This window comes from Brevundimonas sp. SGAir0440 (assembly GCF_005484585.1).
Classification (GTDB): domain Bacteria; phylum Pseudomonadota; class Alphaproteobacteria; order Caulobacterales; family Caulobacteraceae; genus Brevundimonas.
Window position 1 is genome coordinate 1,163,294 of record NZ_CP039435.1, and the last position, 15,306, is coordinate 1,178,599.

16 protein-coding genes and 1 pseudogene are annotated in these 15,306 nt (G+C 69.0%); 13 read left to right on the forward strand and 4 right to left on the reverse strand.

From position 1 onward, the window contains the following. The first annotated feature begins 21 nt into the window (after positions 1-21). From E7T10_RS05665 to E7T10_RS05680, 4 genes are read left to right on the forward strand one after another with little or no spacing between them, the layout of a single operon-like run. Entirely contained in the window at positions 22-444 is a 423-nt protein-coding gene (locus tag E7T10_RS05665) for a phage major tail protein, TP901-1 family (protein ID WP_137721056.1), read from the forward strand. Continuing rightward, the gene (locus E7T10_RS05670; RefSeq protein WP_137721057.1) at positions 441-719 is read left to right on the forward strand and encodes a GTA-gp10 family protein; all 279 of its coding nucleotides are present in this window, start codon (positions 441-443) and stop codon (positions 717-719) included. The genes E7T10_RS05665 and E7T10_RS05670 overlap by 4 nt, the downstream gene beginning before the upstream one ends. Continuing rightward, positions 716-892, forward strand: a complete 177-nt coding sequence (locus E7T10_RS05675) for a phage tail assembly chaperone (protein WP_168189894.1) — start codon at positions 716-718, stop codon at positions 890-892. Before E7T10_RS05670 ends, E7T10_RS05675 begins: the two co-directional genes overlap by 4 nt. Continuing rightward, on the forward strand, positions 882-1,406 hold the full coding sequence (locus E7T10_RS05680) for a phage tail tape measure protein (protein WP_137721058.1): 525 nt from the start codon (positions 882-884) through the stop codon (positions 1,404-1,406). The genes E7T10_RS05675 and E7T10_RS05680 overlap by 11 nt, the downstream gene beginning before the upstream one ends. Before the next feature lie 103 nt (positions 1,407-1,509). Here the strand turns inward: E7T10_RS05680 and E7T10_RS05685 are convergent, their stop codons facing one another. Continuing rightward, positions 1,510-2,211 carry a DUF805 domain-containing protein gene (locus tag E7T10_RS05685; RefSeq protein ID WP_210416161.1) on the reverse strand — a complete coding sequence of 234 codons (702 nt, stop codon included), beginning with the start codon at positions 2,209-2,211 and terminating at the stop codon, positions 1,510-1,512. A gap of 78 nt (positions 2,212-2,289) precedes the next feature. Beyond that, positions 2,290-2,937 (reverse strand): DUF805 domain-containing protein, encoded by a 648-nt coding sequence (locus E7T10_RS05690; protein WP_137721060.1) that lies wholly within the window; start codon positions 2,935-2,937, stop codon positions 2,290-2,292. Between the two features lie 84 nt (positions 2,938-3,021). Between E7T10_RS05690 and E7T10_RS05695 the strand changes: the two genes are divergently transcribed. The 9 genes and pseudogenes from E7T10_RS05695 to E7T10_RS05730 all read left to right on the forward strand — a co-directional run bounded on the left by E7T10_RS05695 (position 3,022) and on the right by E7T10_RS05730 (position 13,084). Beyond that, positions 3,022-3,642 (forward strand): DUF2460 domain-containing protein, encoded by a 621-nt coding sequence (locus tag E7T10_RS05695; RefSeq protein ID WP_137721061.1) that lies wholly within the window; start codon positions 3,022-3,024, stop codon positions 3,640-3,642. A gap of 93 nt (positions 3,643-3,735) precedes the next feature. Continuing rightward, positions 3,736-4,383, forward strand: a complete 648-nt coding sequence (locus E7T10_RS05700; RefSeq protein WP_137721062.1) for a DUF2163 domain-containing protein — start codon at positions 3,736-3,738, stop codon at positions 4,381-4,383. Then, positions 4,380-4,868, forward strand: a complete 489-nt coding sequence (locus E7T10_RS05705; protein ID WP_137721063.1) for an NlpC/P60 family protein — start codon at positions 4,380-4,382, stop codon at positions 4,866-4,868. Before E7T10_RS05700 ends, E7T10_RS05705 begins: the two co-directional genes overlap by 4 nt. 828 nt (positions 4,869-5,696) lie before the next feature. Continuing rightward, positions 5,697-7,502, forward strand: a pseudogene (locus E7T10_RS16110) (glycoside hydrolase TIM-barrel-like domain-containing protein); the annotation flags it as partial. An 18-nt stretch (positions 7,503-7,520) separates the two neighbouring features. After that, complete coding sequence (locus E7T10_RS15910) at positions 7,521-8,570, forward strand: hypothetical protein (RefSeq protein ID WP_246846118.1); 1,050 nt, start codon at positions 7,521-7,523, stop codon at positions 8,568-8,570. Between the two features lie 90 nt (positions 8,571-8,660). Continuing rightward, positions 8,661-9,587 (forward strand): DnaJ C-terminal domain-containing protein, encoded by a 927-nt coding sequence (locus E7T10_RS05715; protein WP_137721064.1) that lies wholly within the window; start codon positions 8,661-8,663, stop codon positions 9,585-9,587. 46 nt (positions 9,588-9,633) lie between these two features. After that, positions 9,634-10,794: a phosphoserine transaminase gene (locus E7T10_RS05720; protein ID WP_137721065.1), complete on the forward strand. Its 1,161-nt coding sequence runs from the start codon at positions 9,634-9,636 to the stop codon at positions 10,792-10,794. A 75-nt stretch (positions 10,795-10,869) separates the two neighbouring features. Further along, positions 10,870-12,165 (forward strand): adenylosuccinate synthase, encoded by a 1,296-nt coding sequence (locus tag E7T10_RS05725; protein ID WP_137721066.1) that lies wholly within the window; start codon positions 10,870-10,872, stop codon positions 12,163-12,165. Positions 12,166-12,304: 139 nt separating this feature from the next. Continuing rightward, the gene (locus E7T10_RS05730) at positions 12,305-13,084 is read left to right on the forward strand and encodes a response regulator (RefSeq protein WP_246846119.1); all 780 of its coding nucleotides are present in this window, start codon (positions 12,305-12,307) and stop codon (positions 13,082-13,084) included. Between the two features lie 44 nt (positions 13,085-13,128). Here the strand turns inward: E7T10_RS05730 and rpoH are convergent, their stop codons facing one another. Both rpoH and E7T10_RS05740 read right to left on the reverse strand, forming a co-directional pair. Further along, positions 13,129-14,016 carry an RNA polymerase sigma factor RpoH gene (gene rpoH, locus E7T10_RS05735; protein WP_026108409.1) on the reverse strand — a complete coding sequence of 296 codons (888 nt, stop codon included), beginning with the start codon at positions 14,014-14,016 and terminating at the stop codon, positions 13,129-13,131. A gap of 230 nt (positions 14,017-14,246) precedes the next feature. After that, positions 14,247-15,266: an RluA family pseudouridine synthase gene (locus E7T10_RS05740; RefSeq protein ID WP_137721068.1), complete on the reverse strand. Its 1,020-nt coding sequence runs from the start codon at positions 15,264-15,266 to the stop codon at positions 14,247-14,249. Positions 15,267-15,306 lie beyond the last annotated feature (40 nt).

Below are 15,306 nucleotides of genomic sequence, written 5' to 3' on the forward strand. Positions count from 1 at the left end.
CGACGAGAGGGAGAGACAGAAATGACCGCACAAGCGGGCAAGGACATGTTGCTAAAGATCGAGGGCGCCCCAGTGGCGTCTCCGGGCGTGTTCACGACGGTGGCGGGGCTGAGGGCGCGGACGATCTCGCTGAACGCCAAGACGGTGGATGCGACCGACGGCGACAGCGCCGGGCGGTGGCGCGAGCTGCTGGCGGGCGCAGGTGTGAAGTCGGCGGCGGTGTCGGGGCAGGGCATCTTCCGCGATGCCGCCTCCGATGCGCTGGTGCGCGAGGCCTTCTTCGATCAGGCGGCGAAGCGGTGGCGGCTGATCGTGCCGGACTTCGGCGTGCTGGAGGGGCCCTTCCTGGTGGCGGCGCTGGAATACGCCGGCGAGCACGAGGGGGAGGCGACGTTCGCGCTGAGCCTGGCCAGCGCCGGGGCCATCGGGTTCAGCGCGATATGAACGGCGTGCGGGGCGAGGCCGCGGTGATCCTGGCCGGCGTGCGGCGTCGGGCCTGTCTGACGCTGGGGGCGCTGGCGGAGATCGAGACGGGGCTGGGCGTCGATGGGATGGCGGCGATCGCAGAGCGAATGAAGACGCTGTCGGCGCGGGATCTGATGGTGGTGCTGGCGGCGGTCTTGCGCGGGGGCGGGGAGGTCGAGCCGGAGGTGGCGGCGGTCGATCCGCGCGAAGCGGCGGTCGCGGTGGCGCAGGCGTTTGCGGCCGCTGCACGATGACCCCGTGGGGCGAGATGTTGCGGCTAGCGGCGGCGATGGGCGTGGCGCCCGAGGCGTTCTGGCGGCTGTCGTTGAAGGAGTGGCGGATGTTGACGCAGGCGCCGCGCGGCACGGCCCCTTTGGGACGCGAGGGGCTTGCGCGATTGATGGAGGGTTGGCCGGATGGCGGATGAGTTCGGGCGAGACGGGATCGATCAGGTCGCGCTGAGAGCGGCCGAAGCCGGGGCGGCGCTGGAGGCGTTGAAGGCGCCCGCGCAGGAGGCGGCGGACGCCATCGAAGCGGCGTTCGGGCGGGCGGGCGACAGCCTGACGCGATCGCTGGCGCGGGCGGCGGCGGACGGGGAGGTGTCCCTGGCGGAACTGGCGCGGGCGGTGCTGAATGCGGTCAATGCGGCGGCCGGGGCGAACGGCGGCGGCTTGAGCGCGGCGATCCAGTCGGTGATGTCCAGTTTCGGCGGGGCGCGGGCGGACGGCGGGCCGGTGCTGGGCGGCGCCGCCTATCTGGTCGGCGAGCGCGGGCCGGAGGTGTTCCGACCGGCGACGGGCGGCGAGATCGGGCCGGTCGGCGGCGGGGGCGTGACGGTCAATGTGGCGGTGGACGGCGGGGCGCCGGCCCTGCTGCGGTCCGAGGCGCAGATCGCCCAGATGCTGGCGCGGGCCGTCAGCCTGGGCGCCAGGCGGATGTGACGACGGGTGGATGGTGAGTGGTGAATCGTGATTGGGGATGCGGTGTTGGCAAACGCGCCACCTTCCGCTCACGATTCACGCATCACGATTCACCCGTGAAAGTTCACTCGCCCTTCGGGTTCGGGCCGAAGCGGTTCTCGCCCTTCTGGCTGTCGACCAGACCGATCCACAGCAGGAAGGCCAGGCCCAGCAGGCCAGCGATCGCGAACAGGCCGAAGGCCGGGCCCATCAGGGCGAAGACGGCGGCCGGGTTGCCCTCGTAGTAGTCCTCCGAATAGCCGTTGGCGACGTGGGCGGCGATGATCATGGCGAAGCCGGCGATGACGGCCACGACCGAGCCGACCCAGGGAATGGCGATCAGCCAGCCGGTCTTGCCCATGTCGTGCAGGCGCTTCACCGAAATGGCCAGGTTGGGCCATATCAGGACCAGGCCGAACAGGTTGATGATCGGGATCCAGCTGATGACAACGTTGACGCCCAGCAGGATCAGCCAGCCGATCCAGAAATGGCTGCGGCGGATGCGACCCTCGAAGGACAGGAACAGCTTCTGCCAGTCGAAACCGGCGACAGCGGTCGAGGTCGAGCTGGCGTAACCGCCGGCGACGCCGGTTGTGGTCGGCGAACCCGCCAGAATCAGGATCTGGGTGGCGGCGGCGCCTTCGGGGACGAAGTCGACGCGGACGCCGGCGGCGGGCACGGCGGGCGATTGCAGCGCGGCCGAGGTGAAGTCGTAACGGGCGCCGTCGTCGCCGCTGATCAGACCGACGCCGGTCGAGGCGTCGTAGCTGAGAATTTCACCGCGCACTGAGATCTCCATGACTGGCGCCACGTCCGGCGCGGCGGCAACATTGCCGACCCGTGCAATCCCAGCAACCCGAAAAGGTCAAGCTGGCCGATCCTGACGCGTTTGTAATGCGGGCGATCCCTTGGGCGGCGCACCGTGGACGTTCGCGTCGGGCTGCGAGGGCAGGAGGCTGACGATGAAGGTGAACAGGCCGCCGACATAGGGGACGAGGCTGATCAGGATCAGCCAGCCGCTGAGCCCGACATCGTGGAAGCGGCGGATGGTGACGCAGACGTAGGGAACAATCAGCGCGAAATAGACCAGGGCGACGATGCAGATCCAGGCGACGCCCCAGGCCTCCATATCGTAGCCGGCCTCGGCATCGAGGACGGCAAGGCCGATGATCGGCATGAAGGCGAGCATCAGGATCAGGAAGTGGAACAGGGCGAAGGACCAGTATTCCTTTCGCCGCGCCCGGCCGTGGCCCTCGATATAGAGGTCGGTGACGCACCGGACGAAATAGCCCCACACGCCCAGGTCCGGTTCGGGGGCGTATAGGGCCGGCCCCAGAGGGCCGTCACGCAGGACCATCAGGCTGAGCGCCTGGGCGTCCTGAACCACGAAATCGACGCGGCGGCCGGGTTCGAGACCGGCGGCGGCCGAGGTGAAAGCGTAGCGCTGCAAGTCGTCGCCGCTGATCAACCCCTCGCCGGTCGTGGGATCGTAGCTGAGAATTTCGCCGCGCAAGGCCGTGTCTCGCAAAGACGCGGCAGGGGCGCCGCCGCCAAGGTGTGGACCGGGCGGGCGGCATTGCACAACAGGAGAGTGTTGATGGACGCCTTTCACGAGGTGCGCCTGCCCGCGCGGCTGGCGTTCGGTTCGACCGGCGGGGTGGAGCGAAGGACGGAGATCACGATGCTGGCGTCGGAGTTCGAGCGGCGCTCCACGCCCTGGGCGCTGGGGCGCAGACGGTATCTGATCGGGGCGAACCTGAGGTCGCTGGACGACATGGCCGAGCTGGTCGCCTTCTTCGAGGCGCGGCGGGGGCGGCTGTACGGGTTCCGGTTCAAGGACTTCGCCGATTTCAAATCATGCGCGCCGGGCGGGGTGGTGGCGGCGGCCGATCAGGTGCTGGGCGTGGGCGACGGGGTTCGGACCGCGTTCGATCTGGTGAAGCGCTACGGCGATGTGGAGCGGTCGATCGTCAAGCCGGTCGAGGGATCGGTGCGGATTGCAGTCGGCGGTGTCGAGACGACGGCCTTCGCGGTCGACTTCGCGACCGGGCGGGTGACGCTGGAGCGCGCGCCGGAGGCGGTCGTCGCGGTGACGGCTGGGTTTCAGTTCGACACGCCGGTGCGGTTCGACTCGGACCGGATCGAGACGACGCTGGAGAGCTTCGAGGCCGGACGGATGGCGGCGGTTCCGCTGATCGAGGTTCGGACGGGCGCGTGAGGGGTGACTCGTGAATCGTGACTGGGGCGGGAGCACGCCCGGCAAGGTCACGAGTCACGGCTCACGATTCACGCCCTCATGGCGAGGACGACGATGAGGAACATGACGGAAGAAATGGCCGCCCGCATCGAGAGCGGGGCGGCGACGCTGTGCCATGTCTGGCGGCTGCAACGGGCCGACGGCGTGGCGATGGGGTTCACCGATCACGACCGGGACCTGATGGTGGACGGGGTCGTCTGTCAGGCGGCGAGCGGCTGGACGGCGGGGGCGGGCGAGAGCGCGGTCGGGCTGGTGGCGGGGGTGGTTTCAGCGGCGGGCGTGCTGGACGACGCGGCGATCACTGAAGGGGATGTGGCGGCGGGTCTGTTCGATGCGGCGACGGTCGAACTGTGGCGCGTGGACTGGGCGCGGCCTGATCTGAAGGTGCGGCTGTGGTCGGGGGCGCTGGCGAAGATCCGGCGGCAGGGGGAAAGCTTCGTCGCCGAGCTTGAAGGGCCGCTAGCCAAGCTGGAGCGAGTGGTCGGGCGGACCTATGGGCGGATGTGCGATGCGCGGCTGGGAGACCAGAGATGCGGGGTCGCGGCGCCGGCGGGGCGGGTCTGCGACAAGCGGTGGGAGACCTGCGTCGGGACGTTCGGGAATGGCGCGAACTTTCGCGGATTTCCGGACGTGCCGGGGGACGATTTCCTGACGGCCTATCCGGCCGGAAGTGCGCGCAACGACGGCGGGAGCCGGCGGTGAACGGGAGTGCGGTGGTGGTGTCCGCCCGGTCCTGGCTCGGCACGCCGTATCGGCATCAGGCCAGCGTGAAGGGCGTGGGCGCGGACTGTCTGGGCTTGGTGCGCGGGGTGTGGCGCGAGGTGGCAGGCGAGGAGCCGCAGGTCCTGCCGGCCTATTCGGCGGACTGGGCCGAGGTCGGCGGGCGCGAGACGCTGCTGGAGGCGGCGGCGCGGTGGATGCGGCCGGTTGCGGTCGATCAGATGCGGCCGGGCGATGTGTTGCTGTTTCGCATGTCGCCGGGGGCGGCGGTGAAGCACTGCGCCATCCTGAGCGAGCTCGACGGACCGGAGCCGAGGATGATCCACGCCTATTGGGGACGCGCGGTGGTCGAGAGCTGGATGGGCGTGTGGTGGCGAAGACGGCTGGCGGCCGTGTTCCGGTTTCCTGTCCCCGGTTCGGCCTCGGCGGCGTGCGCCGCCTCGTTGACCGAGGATGACGGAGTTTAAAGGCATGGCGCAAGTCGTTTTGAGCGCGGTCGGGCAGTCGGTCGGCGGGCCGGTCGGGCGGATGATCGGCGCGACCCTTGGGCGGGCGATCGACAATCGGGTGGTGGGGTCGCTGGGTCCGGCGCGGCAGGTGGGGCCGAGGCTGGAGACGTTGAAGGTCCAGGGGACAGCGGAAGGCGCGCCGATGGCCTGCGTCTTCGGACGGGCGCGGGTGACGGGTCAGGTGATCTGGGCGGCGCGGTTCCTGGAAGGCAAGAACAAGGGACGGGCGGGCAAGGGTGGTCCGAAGACGGTCGACTATGTCTATTCGCTGAGCTTCGCCGTGGCGCTTTGCGAAGGCGAGATCGACGGGGTCGGGCGGGTCTGGGCCGACGGGCGTCTGATGGACATGACCGGCGTGGTGATGCGGGTGCATCGCGGGGGCGAGGACCAGACGGCGGATCCGCTGATCGAGGCGGTGGAACGTGATGCGCCCGCCTATCGCGGGACGGCCTATGTGGTGTTCGAGGACCTGCCGCTGGGGCCGTTCGGGGACCGGGTTCCTCAGCTGAGTTTCGAGGTGTTCCGGCGGCCGAGGGGGCAGGCGCCCCGGCTGGAGGATATGCTGGAGGGGGTGTGTCTGATCCCCGGCGCCGGGGAGTTCGCCCTGGCGACCGAGGCGGTGTTGCGCCGCGAGGGGCTGACGCGGACGACGGCGGAGAATGTGCATAACGGCGAAGGGCGGGCGGACCTGCTGGTCTCGCTGGATCAGCTTCAGGCGCAACTGCCGAACCTGAAGCGGGTCAGTCTGGTGGTCGGGTGGTTCGGCGGCGATCTGAGGGCGGGCGAATGCCGCGTGCGGCCGGGCGTGGAGCGGCGCGACAAGCCGACCGAGCCGATGGACTGGTCCGTGGCGGGGGTGGGGCGCGCAGACGCCTATGTCGTCAGTCAGGCGGACGGGGCGCCGGCCTACGGCGGGACGCCGTCGGACGGGAGCGTGCGTCAGGCGATCCGCGAGCTGAAGGCGCGGGGGCTGGAAGTGACCCTGTATCCGTTCGTCTTCATGGACTGCCCCGGCTATCCGTGGCGGGGGCGTGTGGCGGGCGTCGATGGAGCGGGGGCGACGTCGGAGATCGCGGCGCTGTTCGGCGGCAGCGAGGATTGGGGGCTGCGGCGGATGGCGCTGCACTATGCCCGGATCGCAGCGGATGAGGGGGCGGACGGCCTGTTGATCGGGTCGGAGATGCGCGGCGTGACCTGGACGCGGGATGCGGCCGGGGGTTTTCCCGCGGTCGATCAGTTCCGGGCGCTGGCGGCGGAGTGTCGGGCGGTGGTCGGGCCGGGCGTGAAACTGTCCTATGCGGCGGACTGGAGCGAATATTTTGGGCGGCAGACGGGCGGGGAGGTGGTGTTCCATCTCGATCCGCTGTGGGCCGACGCGAACATCGATCATGTGTCGATCGACTGGTATCCGCCGCTGAGCGACTGGCGAACGGGCGACGGTGGCGTGGATGCGGCGACGTTCGGCGGGGCGGCGGATCCGGCCTATCTGGCGGCGGGCGTCGCGGGCGGGGACGGGTTCGACTGGTATTACGCCAGCACGGCGGATCGGGCGGCGCAGGTCAGGACGCCCATCGTCGACGGGGCGTATGGCGAGGACTGGGTGTTTCGGCCCAAGGACCTGAAGGGCTGGTGGTCAAACCCGCACCATGACCGGCCGGGCGGGGTGCGGAGTGCTGTGCCAACAGCCTGGATCCGGGGATGAAGCCGCTGCGGTTGTCGGAGTTCGGCTGCGCGGCGGTGGACCGGGGCGGCAATGCGCCGAACCTGTTTCAGGATGTGAAGAGCAGCGAGAGCCGACTGCCGCCGGGGTCGACCGGCGCGCGCGACGATGCGGTGCAGCGGGCGGCGCTGGAGGCTGTGCTGGGGCATTTTGCGACGGCTGAGAACAATCCGGTTTCGGAAGTCTATGGCGGGCGGATGCTGGAGGCGGCGGACGTCTGGTGCTGGGACGCGCGACCCTATCCGGCCTTTCCCGCGAGGGCCGATGTCTGGGCCGACGCAGGGGCTTGGCGGGCCGGGCACTGGCTGAACGGACGGCTGGCGGGCGACGGGCGCGATCTGATCGAGGCGGTGCTGTCGCGAGGCGGGTTGTCGCCCGAAGAGATGGCGATCGAGGGCGTCGAGGGGGCGGCGGCCGGCTATGTCATCGACCGGCCGATGCGGACGCGCGATGCGCTGGAGCCCCTGCTGGCGGCGTTCGACGCCGTGGCGGCCGAGCGGGACGGGAAGGTCGCAGTCCTGGGGCGAGTGGAGACGGTGGTCGAGATCGCGGGCGAGGCGCTGGCTCTGCCCGACAGCGGGGCGGCGGAAACGGCGACGCGGACGCTGGAGCCCAGGGCGGGCGAGGCGCGCGTGCGGTTCATCGACGAGACGGCGGACTATCAGACCGGGGCGGTGGTCGTGCGGTCGGACGATGCGGCGGCGACGGCGGGCGGGGTCGATCTGGACTTGCCGCTGGTGTGCGGCAGCGGGCTGGCGAAGGCGGCGGCGCAGCGGGCGCTGGACGGCGAGGGTGTGGAGACGAGAACGCTGGCGCTGGGGCCGCTGGAGGCCTTGCGGCTGGAGCCAGGAGACGGGGTGCGGCTGGAGGGTTGACCGGACGACTGGCGCGTGGTGCGGGTCACGTCGGACGAGACGCCATCGGCGGTGCTGGAGCCGGTGACGGCCCGGCGGGTGGTCGAGGATGACGGCGTCTGGCGCGGGGGTGAGACGCCAGTCGTGGTCGGCGCGCCGTTTCTGAGGGTATTGGACCTGCCGCCCTTGATGGGGCGTGAGGCGGACGCTCGGCCCTTGATCGCCGTGGCGGCCGAGCCTTGGCGGACGATGCGGCTGCATGCGGGGCCGACCGCAGAGACTCTGACGGCGAGGGGCGATGTGGAGACGCCGGCGACGGTCGGGGTGCTGCTCGAGGCGCTGGGGCCGGGCGTGCGGCACCGCTGGGACGAGGCCAACGCCCTGGTGGTGCGGGTCGAGGGCGAGGCGCCGCAAAGCGCGGTCGAGGCGGCGGTGCTGGGCGGCGGCAATGCGCTGGCGGTCGAGACGGTCGTAGGCTGGGAGATCGTCCAGTATCGGTCGGCGGCGCTGGTCGGGCCAAGGACTTGGCGGCTGACGGGTCTGTTGCGCGGGCAGCAGGGGACCGAAGTGGAGATGCGGGCGGGCGCCGGGGCGGGGGGCGTCGTGGTGTTTCTGGACGACCGGCTGGCGCGCGCGGAGATCGGGCGGGGCGAGCGAGGACTGCCGCTGGTCTGTCGTGCGGGACCGGCTGGCGCTGCGCCGAGCGGTACGGGGTTCAGCGAGACCCTGTTCGTGGCGAGGGGCGTGCATGATCGGCCGTGGTCGCCGTGCGGCCTGATGGTCGAGACGTCGGCCGAGGGTCTAGCGATCCGATGGACGCCGCGTGTGCGGCTGTTCGGCGACAGTTGGGATGGGGAACCGACAACGGTCGATTCGATGCGGTTCCGGCTGCGTGTGCGGGACGGAGATGTCGTGGTGCGGACAATGGAGGTGGAGGGCGTGTCGGGCTTCTATGCAGCGACCGACTTGGCGGCGGACTTCCCAGAAGGCGCGACATCGATGGCGCGGATCGCCGTGGCGCAGTGGGGCGAGGGGTTCGGGTGGGGCTCAGAAGCAGAGGTGGAGGCGGAAATCCGGCGGCTCTAATGAAATAGGGCGGGTCCAGCCCTTTGCGCGGGGCGGGGCATGGCTTAACTGACGGCCTCTCGACCTTTTTCAGCTGGAGCGACAACGGACGTGGCAGGCGACCCCTACAAGGAACTGGGCGTTTCAAAGGGCGCGAGCGCGGACGAGGTCAAGAAGGCGTATCGCAAGCTCGCCAAGGAGCTGCATCCCGACAAGAACCCCGGCGACAAGATCACCGAGGACAAGTTCAAGCGGGTGACGGCGGCCTTCGACATCCTGGGCGACAAGGAAAAGCGCGCCAAATACGACGCGGGCCAGATCGACGGCGACGGCAACGAACAGTATCGCGGCTTCGGCGGGGGCGGTCGCGCCGGCGGCAGCCCGTTCGGCCAGGGCGGCAATCCGTTCGGACAAGGCGGCGGACCGGGCGGCCGCGCCAACTTCGAAGGCGTTGATCTGGACGAGCTGTTCGGCATGTTCGGCGGGGGCGGGCGTCAGCGCGGCGCAAGGGACTTCACCTCACGCGGTCAGGACGTGAAGGCGACGCTGGACATCAGTCTTGAAGACGCCATCGCCGGGGCGACGCGGCGGATTCAGTTCTCGGACGGGCGCACCCTGGACGTGACTATTCCCAAGGGCGCGTCGGAAGGCCAGACGATCCGCCTGCGCGGTCAGGGATCGCCGGGGCGCGGGGCCGAGAACGGCGACGCCCTGATCGAACTGAGGATCGAACCGCACCCCATCTACAAGCGCGACGGGGCGGACCTGACAATGGACCTGCCGGTGTCGGTGCCCGATGCGGTGCTGGGCGCCAAGGTGCGGGTGCCGACGCCCGAGGGCGTGGTGCAGATGACGCTGCCGGCAGGATCGAACTCGGGCAAGGTGCTGAGGCTGAAGGGCCGCGGCGCGTTTGCGCAAGGCAGGCGCGGCGATCTGCTGGCGCGGGTGATGGTGACGCTGCCCGATGCGCCGGACGCCGAACTGACCGCCTTCGCCGAGGATTGGCGGGCCAAGCGGCCCTATACGCCGGGGCGGTGAGCGCGCTCAAGCAGCGCGAAGCGCGGTAGCGCCAAAGGAAAAGAGCATGAGCACGAAGCCTGATGTTAAGCCCGCGCGGCCGTGGTTTTCGGCAGGGCCGACGGCGAAGCGGCCGGGCTATGCGCTGGGCGGATTGCCGTCCGATCTGCTGGGACGCGGCATCCGCGCGCCGGAGGTGGTCGAGCGGTTCGCGCATGGCCTGCGGCTGACACGCGAGGTGCTGGAAGTGCCCGACAGCCATGTGATGCTCTACACGCCAGGGTCGGACACAGGCGCGGTCGAGGCGGCGCTGTGGGGCATGCTGGGCGCGCGGCCCGTGCAGGTCATGGCGTTCGAGAACTTCGGCCTGACCTGGCTGGCGGACGTGAGGGATCATCTGGGGCTGGATCCCGAGGCCCTGACGGCGCCGTGGGGCGAACTGCCGGATCTGAGCCGGGCCGACTGGTCCAAGGACGTGGTGTTCCCGTGGAACGGCACGACCTCGGGCGTGCGCGTGCCGGACGCCGGCTGGATCGCCGACGATCGCGAGGGGCTGGCGATCTGCGACGCGACCTCCGCTGCCTTCGCCATGCCGCTGCCGTTCGACAAGCTGGATGTCGTGACCTTCAGCTTCCAGAAGGCTCTGGGCGGCGAGGCGGGCATCGGGGTGATGGTGCTGTCGCCGCGCGCGGTCGAGCGGCTGGATACGTACCGGCCGGATCGGGCGATTCCCAAGCTGTTGCGGCTGACGGACGGCAAGGGACGGTTCGATCGGGCGCTGGCGGACGGCGTGGCGATCAACACCTTCTCGATCCTGACCATCGAAGACTGGATCGACGCCCTGGGCTGGGCCAGGGACATCGGCGGATTGAGCGAACTGATCCGGCGGACAGACGCCAACTACGCCGCGTTGGCGGAATGGGTCGAACGGACCGACTGGATCGCCTTCCTGCCGGATCGGCCGGAGATCCGGTCGACGACCTCGGTCTGCCTGAAGTTCACCGATGCGCGGATCGCCGCGCTGGACGACAAGGCGCAGAAGGCCTTTGTCACTCGGTTCAAGGCCCTGCTGGAAGGCGAGGCGGCCGTGTTCGATATGGAGCCGCACCGTAATGCGCCGCCTGGTCTTCGGCTATGGTGCGGCTGCACGGTCGAGACGGCCGATGTGGTTGCGGCGACGCCCTGGCTGGAATGGGCGTTCGAGACGGCGGTCGGCGAAGTCGGATAAATCCGCCTGACGGGACGACATCGGACGATTCCCTCGCTATAGGCTGCGCCCGCATTCCAGTGCGGAGAGACGGTTTTGGCGAACGTAGCGGTGGTCGGCGCCCAGTGGGGCGACGAGGGCAAGGGCAAGATCGTGGACTGGCTGTCCAACCGCGCCGACATGGTCGTGCGGTTCCAGGGCGGTCACAATGCGGGCCATACGCTGGTCGTCGACGGCAAGGTCTATAAGCTGGCGCTGCTGCCCAGCGGCGTCGTGCAGGGCAAGCCGTCGATCATCGGTAATGGCGTGGTTGTCGATCCCTGGCATCTGGTCGGCGAGATTGAGAAAATTGCCGCCCAGGGCGTGACTATCAGCCCCGAGATACTGACCATTGCCGACAACGCCTGCCTGATCCTGCCCATCCACCCTGCGCTGGACGTGGCGCGCGAGGCGGCGGCCAGCGCGCCGGGCGCCAAGATCGGCACGACCGGGCGGGGCATCGGTCCGGCCTATGAAGACAAGGTGGGGCGTCGCGCCATTCGGGTCTGCGATCTGGCCAATGAAGACGATCTGAAGGTCAAGATCGACCGGCTGCGCTCGCACCACGATCCGCTGCGCGCCGGCCTTGGGCTGGAGCCGATCGATCCCGACGCGCTGCTGGCGCAGTTGCTGGAGATCGCGCCGAAGATCCTCCCCTATGTGAAACCGGCCTGGCGCGTGTTGGATCAGGCGCAGAAGGACGGCAAGCGTGTGCTGTTCGAAGGGGCGCAGGGCGCCTTTCTGGATGTGGATCACGGCACCTATCCCTATGTCACCAGCTCCAACACAGTGGCCGGTCAAGCGGCGGCTGGGTCGGGCATCGGTCCGCGCGGCGTCGGCTATGTGCTGGGCATCGTGAAGGCCTATACGACGCGCGTCGGAGAAGGCCCCTTCGCCTGCGAACTGAATGATGAGGTCGGCGCGCATCTGGCGACCGTGGGGCGTGAGGTCGGGGTGAATACCGGCCGCGCGCGCCGCTGCGGCTGGTTCGACGCCGTGTTGGTGCGCCAGTCGGTGGCGATCAACGGCATCGACGGGATCGCCCTGACCAAGCTGGACGTGCTGGACGGGTTGAAGACGCTGAAGATCTGCGTCGGCTATAAGGTCGATGGCGAGTTGCTGGATTATCTGCCCTCGAGCCTGAAGGCCCAGGGGGCGGCCGAGCCGGTGTTCGAGGAGCTGGAGGGCTGGAGCGAAAGCACCGCCGGGGTCCGCAGCTTCAAGGACATCAACGCCAACGCCATCAAATATGTGCGCCGGATCGAGGAGTTGATCGGCGCGCCGGTGGCCCTGCTGTCGACCAGCCCCGAGCGCGACGACACCATTCTGATGCGCGATCCGTTCCAGGGCTGAGGCTTTGGAAGGGGCGACGTGAGGCGGCGGACTACGCAGAAAGACCTATTCAACAGGTCTTAACCCGTCGGCGGTAAGGATAATGGCTCCAACCTCGGAGTCTGATGTGTTCGCCGCAAACGCCAGAACCATAAGCCGCATGGAGCCGTCGCTTCGTCGGGTGGTCATCGTGGACGCCAACCTGTCGTCGGCGCGACTGCTGACGGACATCGTCAAGGGCATGGGTGCGCGCGAGGTCTATTCAGAGGGTGACGAAGGACGCGCGCTGGAGCTGCTGCGCGACGTCGAGCCAGGCGTGATCTTCACAGAACGGTCCGGAGACAGGCTGAACGGCGAGACGCTGGCGCGGCGCATTCGGCGCTCCAGCATGTCGTGCCGCATGTCGCCGATCATCATGGTGACGGGCGAGGCGACCGCTGCGGCGATCAAGGGCGCGCGCGACGCCGGCATCCACGAGTTCCTGAGAAAGCCGTTCACGACGGGCGACCTGTTCAAGCGGGTCGAGAATGTGACGTTGAAGCCGCGACCCTGGATCGAGGCGGTCGGCTATGTCGGGCCGGATCGTCGCCGGTTCAACTCAGGCGAATATTCAGGCGCCCGCAAGCGCCGCAGCGATGGTGCGGCCGGAGGCGGCCCTGCCGAAATCCGCGATCAGACGTCACGAATCCTGGTTTCGGCCATGTCGCAGTTTGAGCAGGATCCGTCGCAGGCGACGCGCGCCATTCGCCAGCAGGCCGAGACGCTGAACGGTCTGGCCATCAAGACGGCGGACGCGCGACTGGCAATGGCTGTGGCGACCCTGCAGGCCTATGTGGCCAGCGGTCAGGTGACGAAGGCGGGACTGGCCCAGCCGATCGGCACGGTGGTGACGGCTGCGAGAGCGGCCAATGAAGCGGCGCCGGTGGCGCGCGCGTCATGATGGATGGTCCGCCGCGCCGTTGAAGGCGCGGCGGACCGACTTGCTCAGGCGTCGACCAGGTTCCGCTCTTCAGCGGCGGCGCGCATGGCCTTTTGCAGCTTCTCAAAGGCGCGGACCTCGATCTGACGCACGCGCTCGCGCGAAACGCCGTACTGGCCAGCGAGCTCTTCCAGCGTGACCGGATCGTCCTTGAGGCGACGTTCCGTCAGGATGTGCTTCTCACGATCGGTCAGCTCTTCCATGGCCTCCTGGAGGAGGCTCATGCGGATGCCCTTTTCCTCGTCGTCGGCGAGCTGGGTTTCCTGGGACACGGCCGTGTCGTCGGCCAGCCAGTCCTGCCACTCGCTTTCGCCGTCGGCGCGCAGAGGGGCGTTCAGGGAGGCGTCGCCGCCGAGACGGCGGTTCATGTTGGTGACCTCTTCCTCCGTCACGCCCAGTTTGGTGGCGATGGCGGCGAGGTGTTCAGGATGCAGGTCGCCTTCCTCAAAGGCCGAGATCTGGCTCTTGGCCTTACGCAGGTTGAAGAACAGCTTCTTCTGCGCCGCGGTGGTGCCCATCTTCACGAGCGACCAGCTGCGCAGAATGTACTCCTGGATCGAGGCGCGGATCCACCACATGGCATAGGTCGCCAGGCGGAAACCCTTGTCGGCGTCGAACTTCTTGACGGCCTGCATCAGGCCGACATTGCCCTCGGAGATGACTTCGCCGATCGGCAGGCCGTAGCCGCGATACCCCATGGCGATCTTGGCCACGAGACGAAGGTGCGAGGTGACGAGACGGTGGGCGGCTTCGGGATCCTGGTGCTCGGACCAACGCTTGGCGAGCATGAACTCCTCGTCCTTGGTCAGCATCGGAAACTTGCGGATTTCCGTCAGATAACGCGACAGGCCTTGTTCAGGCGACATCACCGCGAGCGTACTATTGGCAGCCATATACAGGTCCCTCCGACCGTCTTGAACGAGCGGGCTCTTCGTCATCGGCCACGGTGTGTGCGCCGACGTCTCACCCCTCAACCGGTAAAGTAGCGATGGGTTGCCGCCATTTTTAGAGGCGGATCGTCACACGAAAGCGTGACCGTGGCCCTGGCGCCACTCGCGCCGATCGACGACCTATATAGAACTTCGTCAGTTGCTATTCAAGACCGGCCTAGACGGACGGCTGTTCAGAGTTCGGCGAGGCGCGTTTCGAGACTCTGCATATCGGAGGGCGGCGCGGTCTCGAAGCGAAGCGCCTCACCCGTGACAGGATGGACAAAGCCCAGGACGGCGGCGTGGAGGGCCTGACGCATCAGGCCCGCTTCGGCGATGGCGGTGCGGACGGGTATGGCGGGGCTGCCCGAGCCGTAGGTCGCGTCGCCAAGGATCGGCGCGCCCCTGGACGACAGGTGGACGCGGATCTGATGGGTGCGGCCGGTGTGCAGGGTGCAGGCGACCCGCGCAGCCATGGGGGCGCCGCCAGCTTTCGCGGGCTGCCCGAAGCTCGCTTCAACGACATAGTCGGTGATGGCCTCGCGACCGCCGGCCTTGAGGACCGCCATCTTCTTGCGGTCGCCGGTCGAGCGGCCGATGCGGGTGTGTATGCGGCCGGTCGCGGGCGACGGCGCGCCGCGCGTCAGGGCGATATAGGTGCGCTCGATGTCATGCGCAGCGAACAGGGCGGAGAGGCCGGCGTGGGCGCGGTCGGTCTTGGCGGCGACCATGACGCCGGAGGTATCCTTGTCCAGCCGGTGGACGATGCCGGGGCGGGCGACGCCGCCGATGCCCGACAGGCTGTCGCCGCAATGGGCCAGCAGCGCATTGACGAGGGTGCCGTCGGGCGTGCCGGGCGCGGGGTGGGCGGCCATGCCGGCGGGCTTGTCGATGACGATAAGGTCGGTGTCCTCGTAGAGGACGATCAGGGGGATGGCCTGGGGTTGGGGTGTGGCCGGCGCGACGGGCGGCAGGGCGACGGCATAGAGGCCGGGCTGGGCCTTGGCGGAACCGCCGGTCAGGACCGCGCCATCGCGGCTGACGGCGCCTTCGGCCAGCAGGGCCTGGAGCCGGGCGCGCGACAGGGTGGGGAAGGCGCCGGCCAGGGCCTTGTCCAGGCGAACGCCGGCCGCGTCGATGCGAGCCTCCAGCACCTCGGCGGGGGCGCCGGTTGCAGGGTCTTCGTCGTCATCGATCAGATCTCGGGCGGACACGTCGTCTTCCTAGCACGACCGGCCGCTTGCGCGAGGGGCG

Bases quoted from the DNA above. Each gene is read 5' to 3' on its own strand.
- E7T10_RS05665 (WP_137721056.1), top strand. From the start codon at position 22: ATGACCGCACAAGCGGGCAAGGACATGTTGCTAAAGATCGAGGGCGCC.
- E7T10_RS05670 (WP_137721057.1), top strand. From the start codon at position 441: ATGAACGGCGTGCGGGGCGAGGCCGCGGTGATCCTGGCCGGCGTGCGG.
- E7T10_RS05675 (WP_168189894.1), top strand. From the start codon at position 716: ATGACCCCGTGGGGCGAGATGTTGCGGCTAGCGGCGGCGATGGGCGTG.
- E7T10_RS05680 (WP_137721058.1), top strand. From the start codon at position 882: ATGGCGGATGAGTTCGGGCGAGACGGGATCGATCAGGTCGCGCTGAGA.
- E7T10_RS05695 (WP_137721061.1), top strand. From the start codon at position 3,022: ATGGACGCCTTTCACGAGGTGCGCCTGCCCGCGCGGCTGGCGTTCGGT.
- E7T10_RS05700 (WP_137721062.1), top strand. From the start codon at position 3,736: ATGAGGAACATGACGGAAGAAATGGCCGCCCGCATCGAGAGCGGGGCG.
- E7T10_RS05720 (WP_137721065.1), top strand. From the start codon at position 9,634: ATGAGCACGAAGCCTGATGTTAAGCCCGCGCGGCCGTGGTTTTCGGCA.
- E7T10_RS05730 (WP_246846119.1), top strand. From the start codon at position 12,305: ATGGAGCCGTCGCTTCGTCGGGTGGTCATCGTGGACGCCAACCTGTCG.
- rpoH (WP_026108409.1), bottom strand. From the start codon at position 14,016: ATGGCTGCCAATAGTACGCTCGCGGTGATGTCGCCTGAACAAGGCCTG.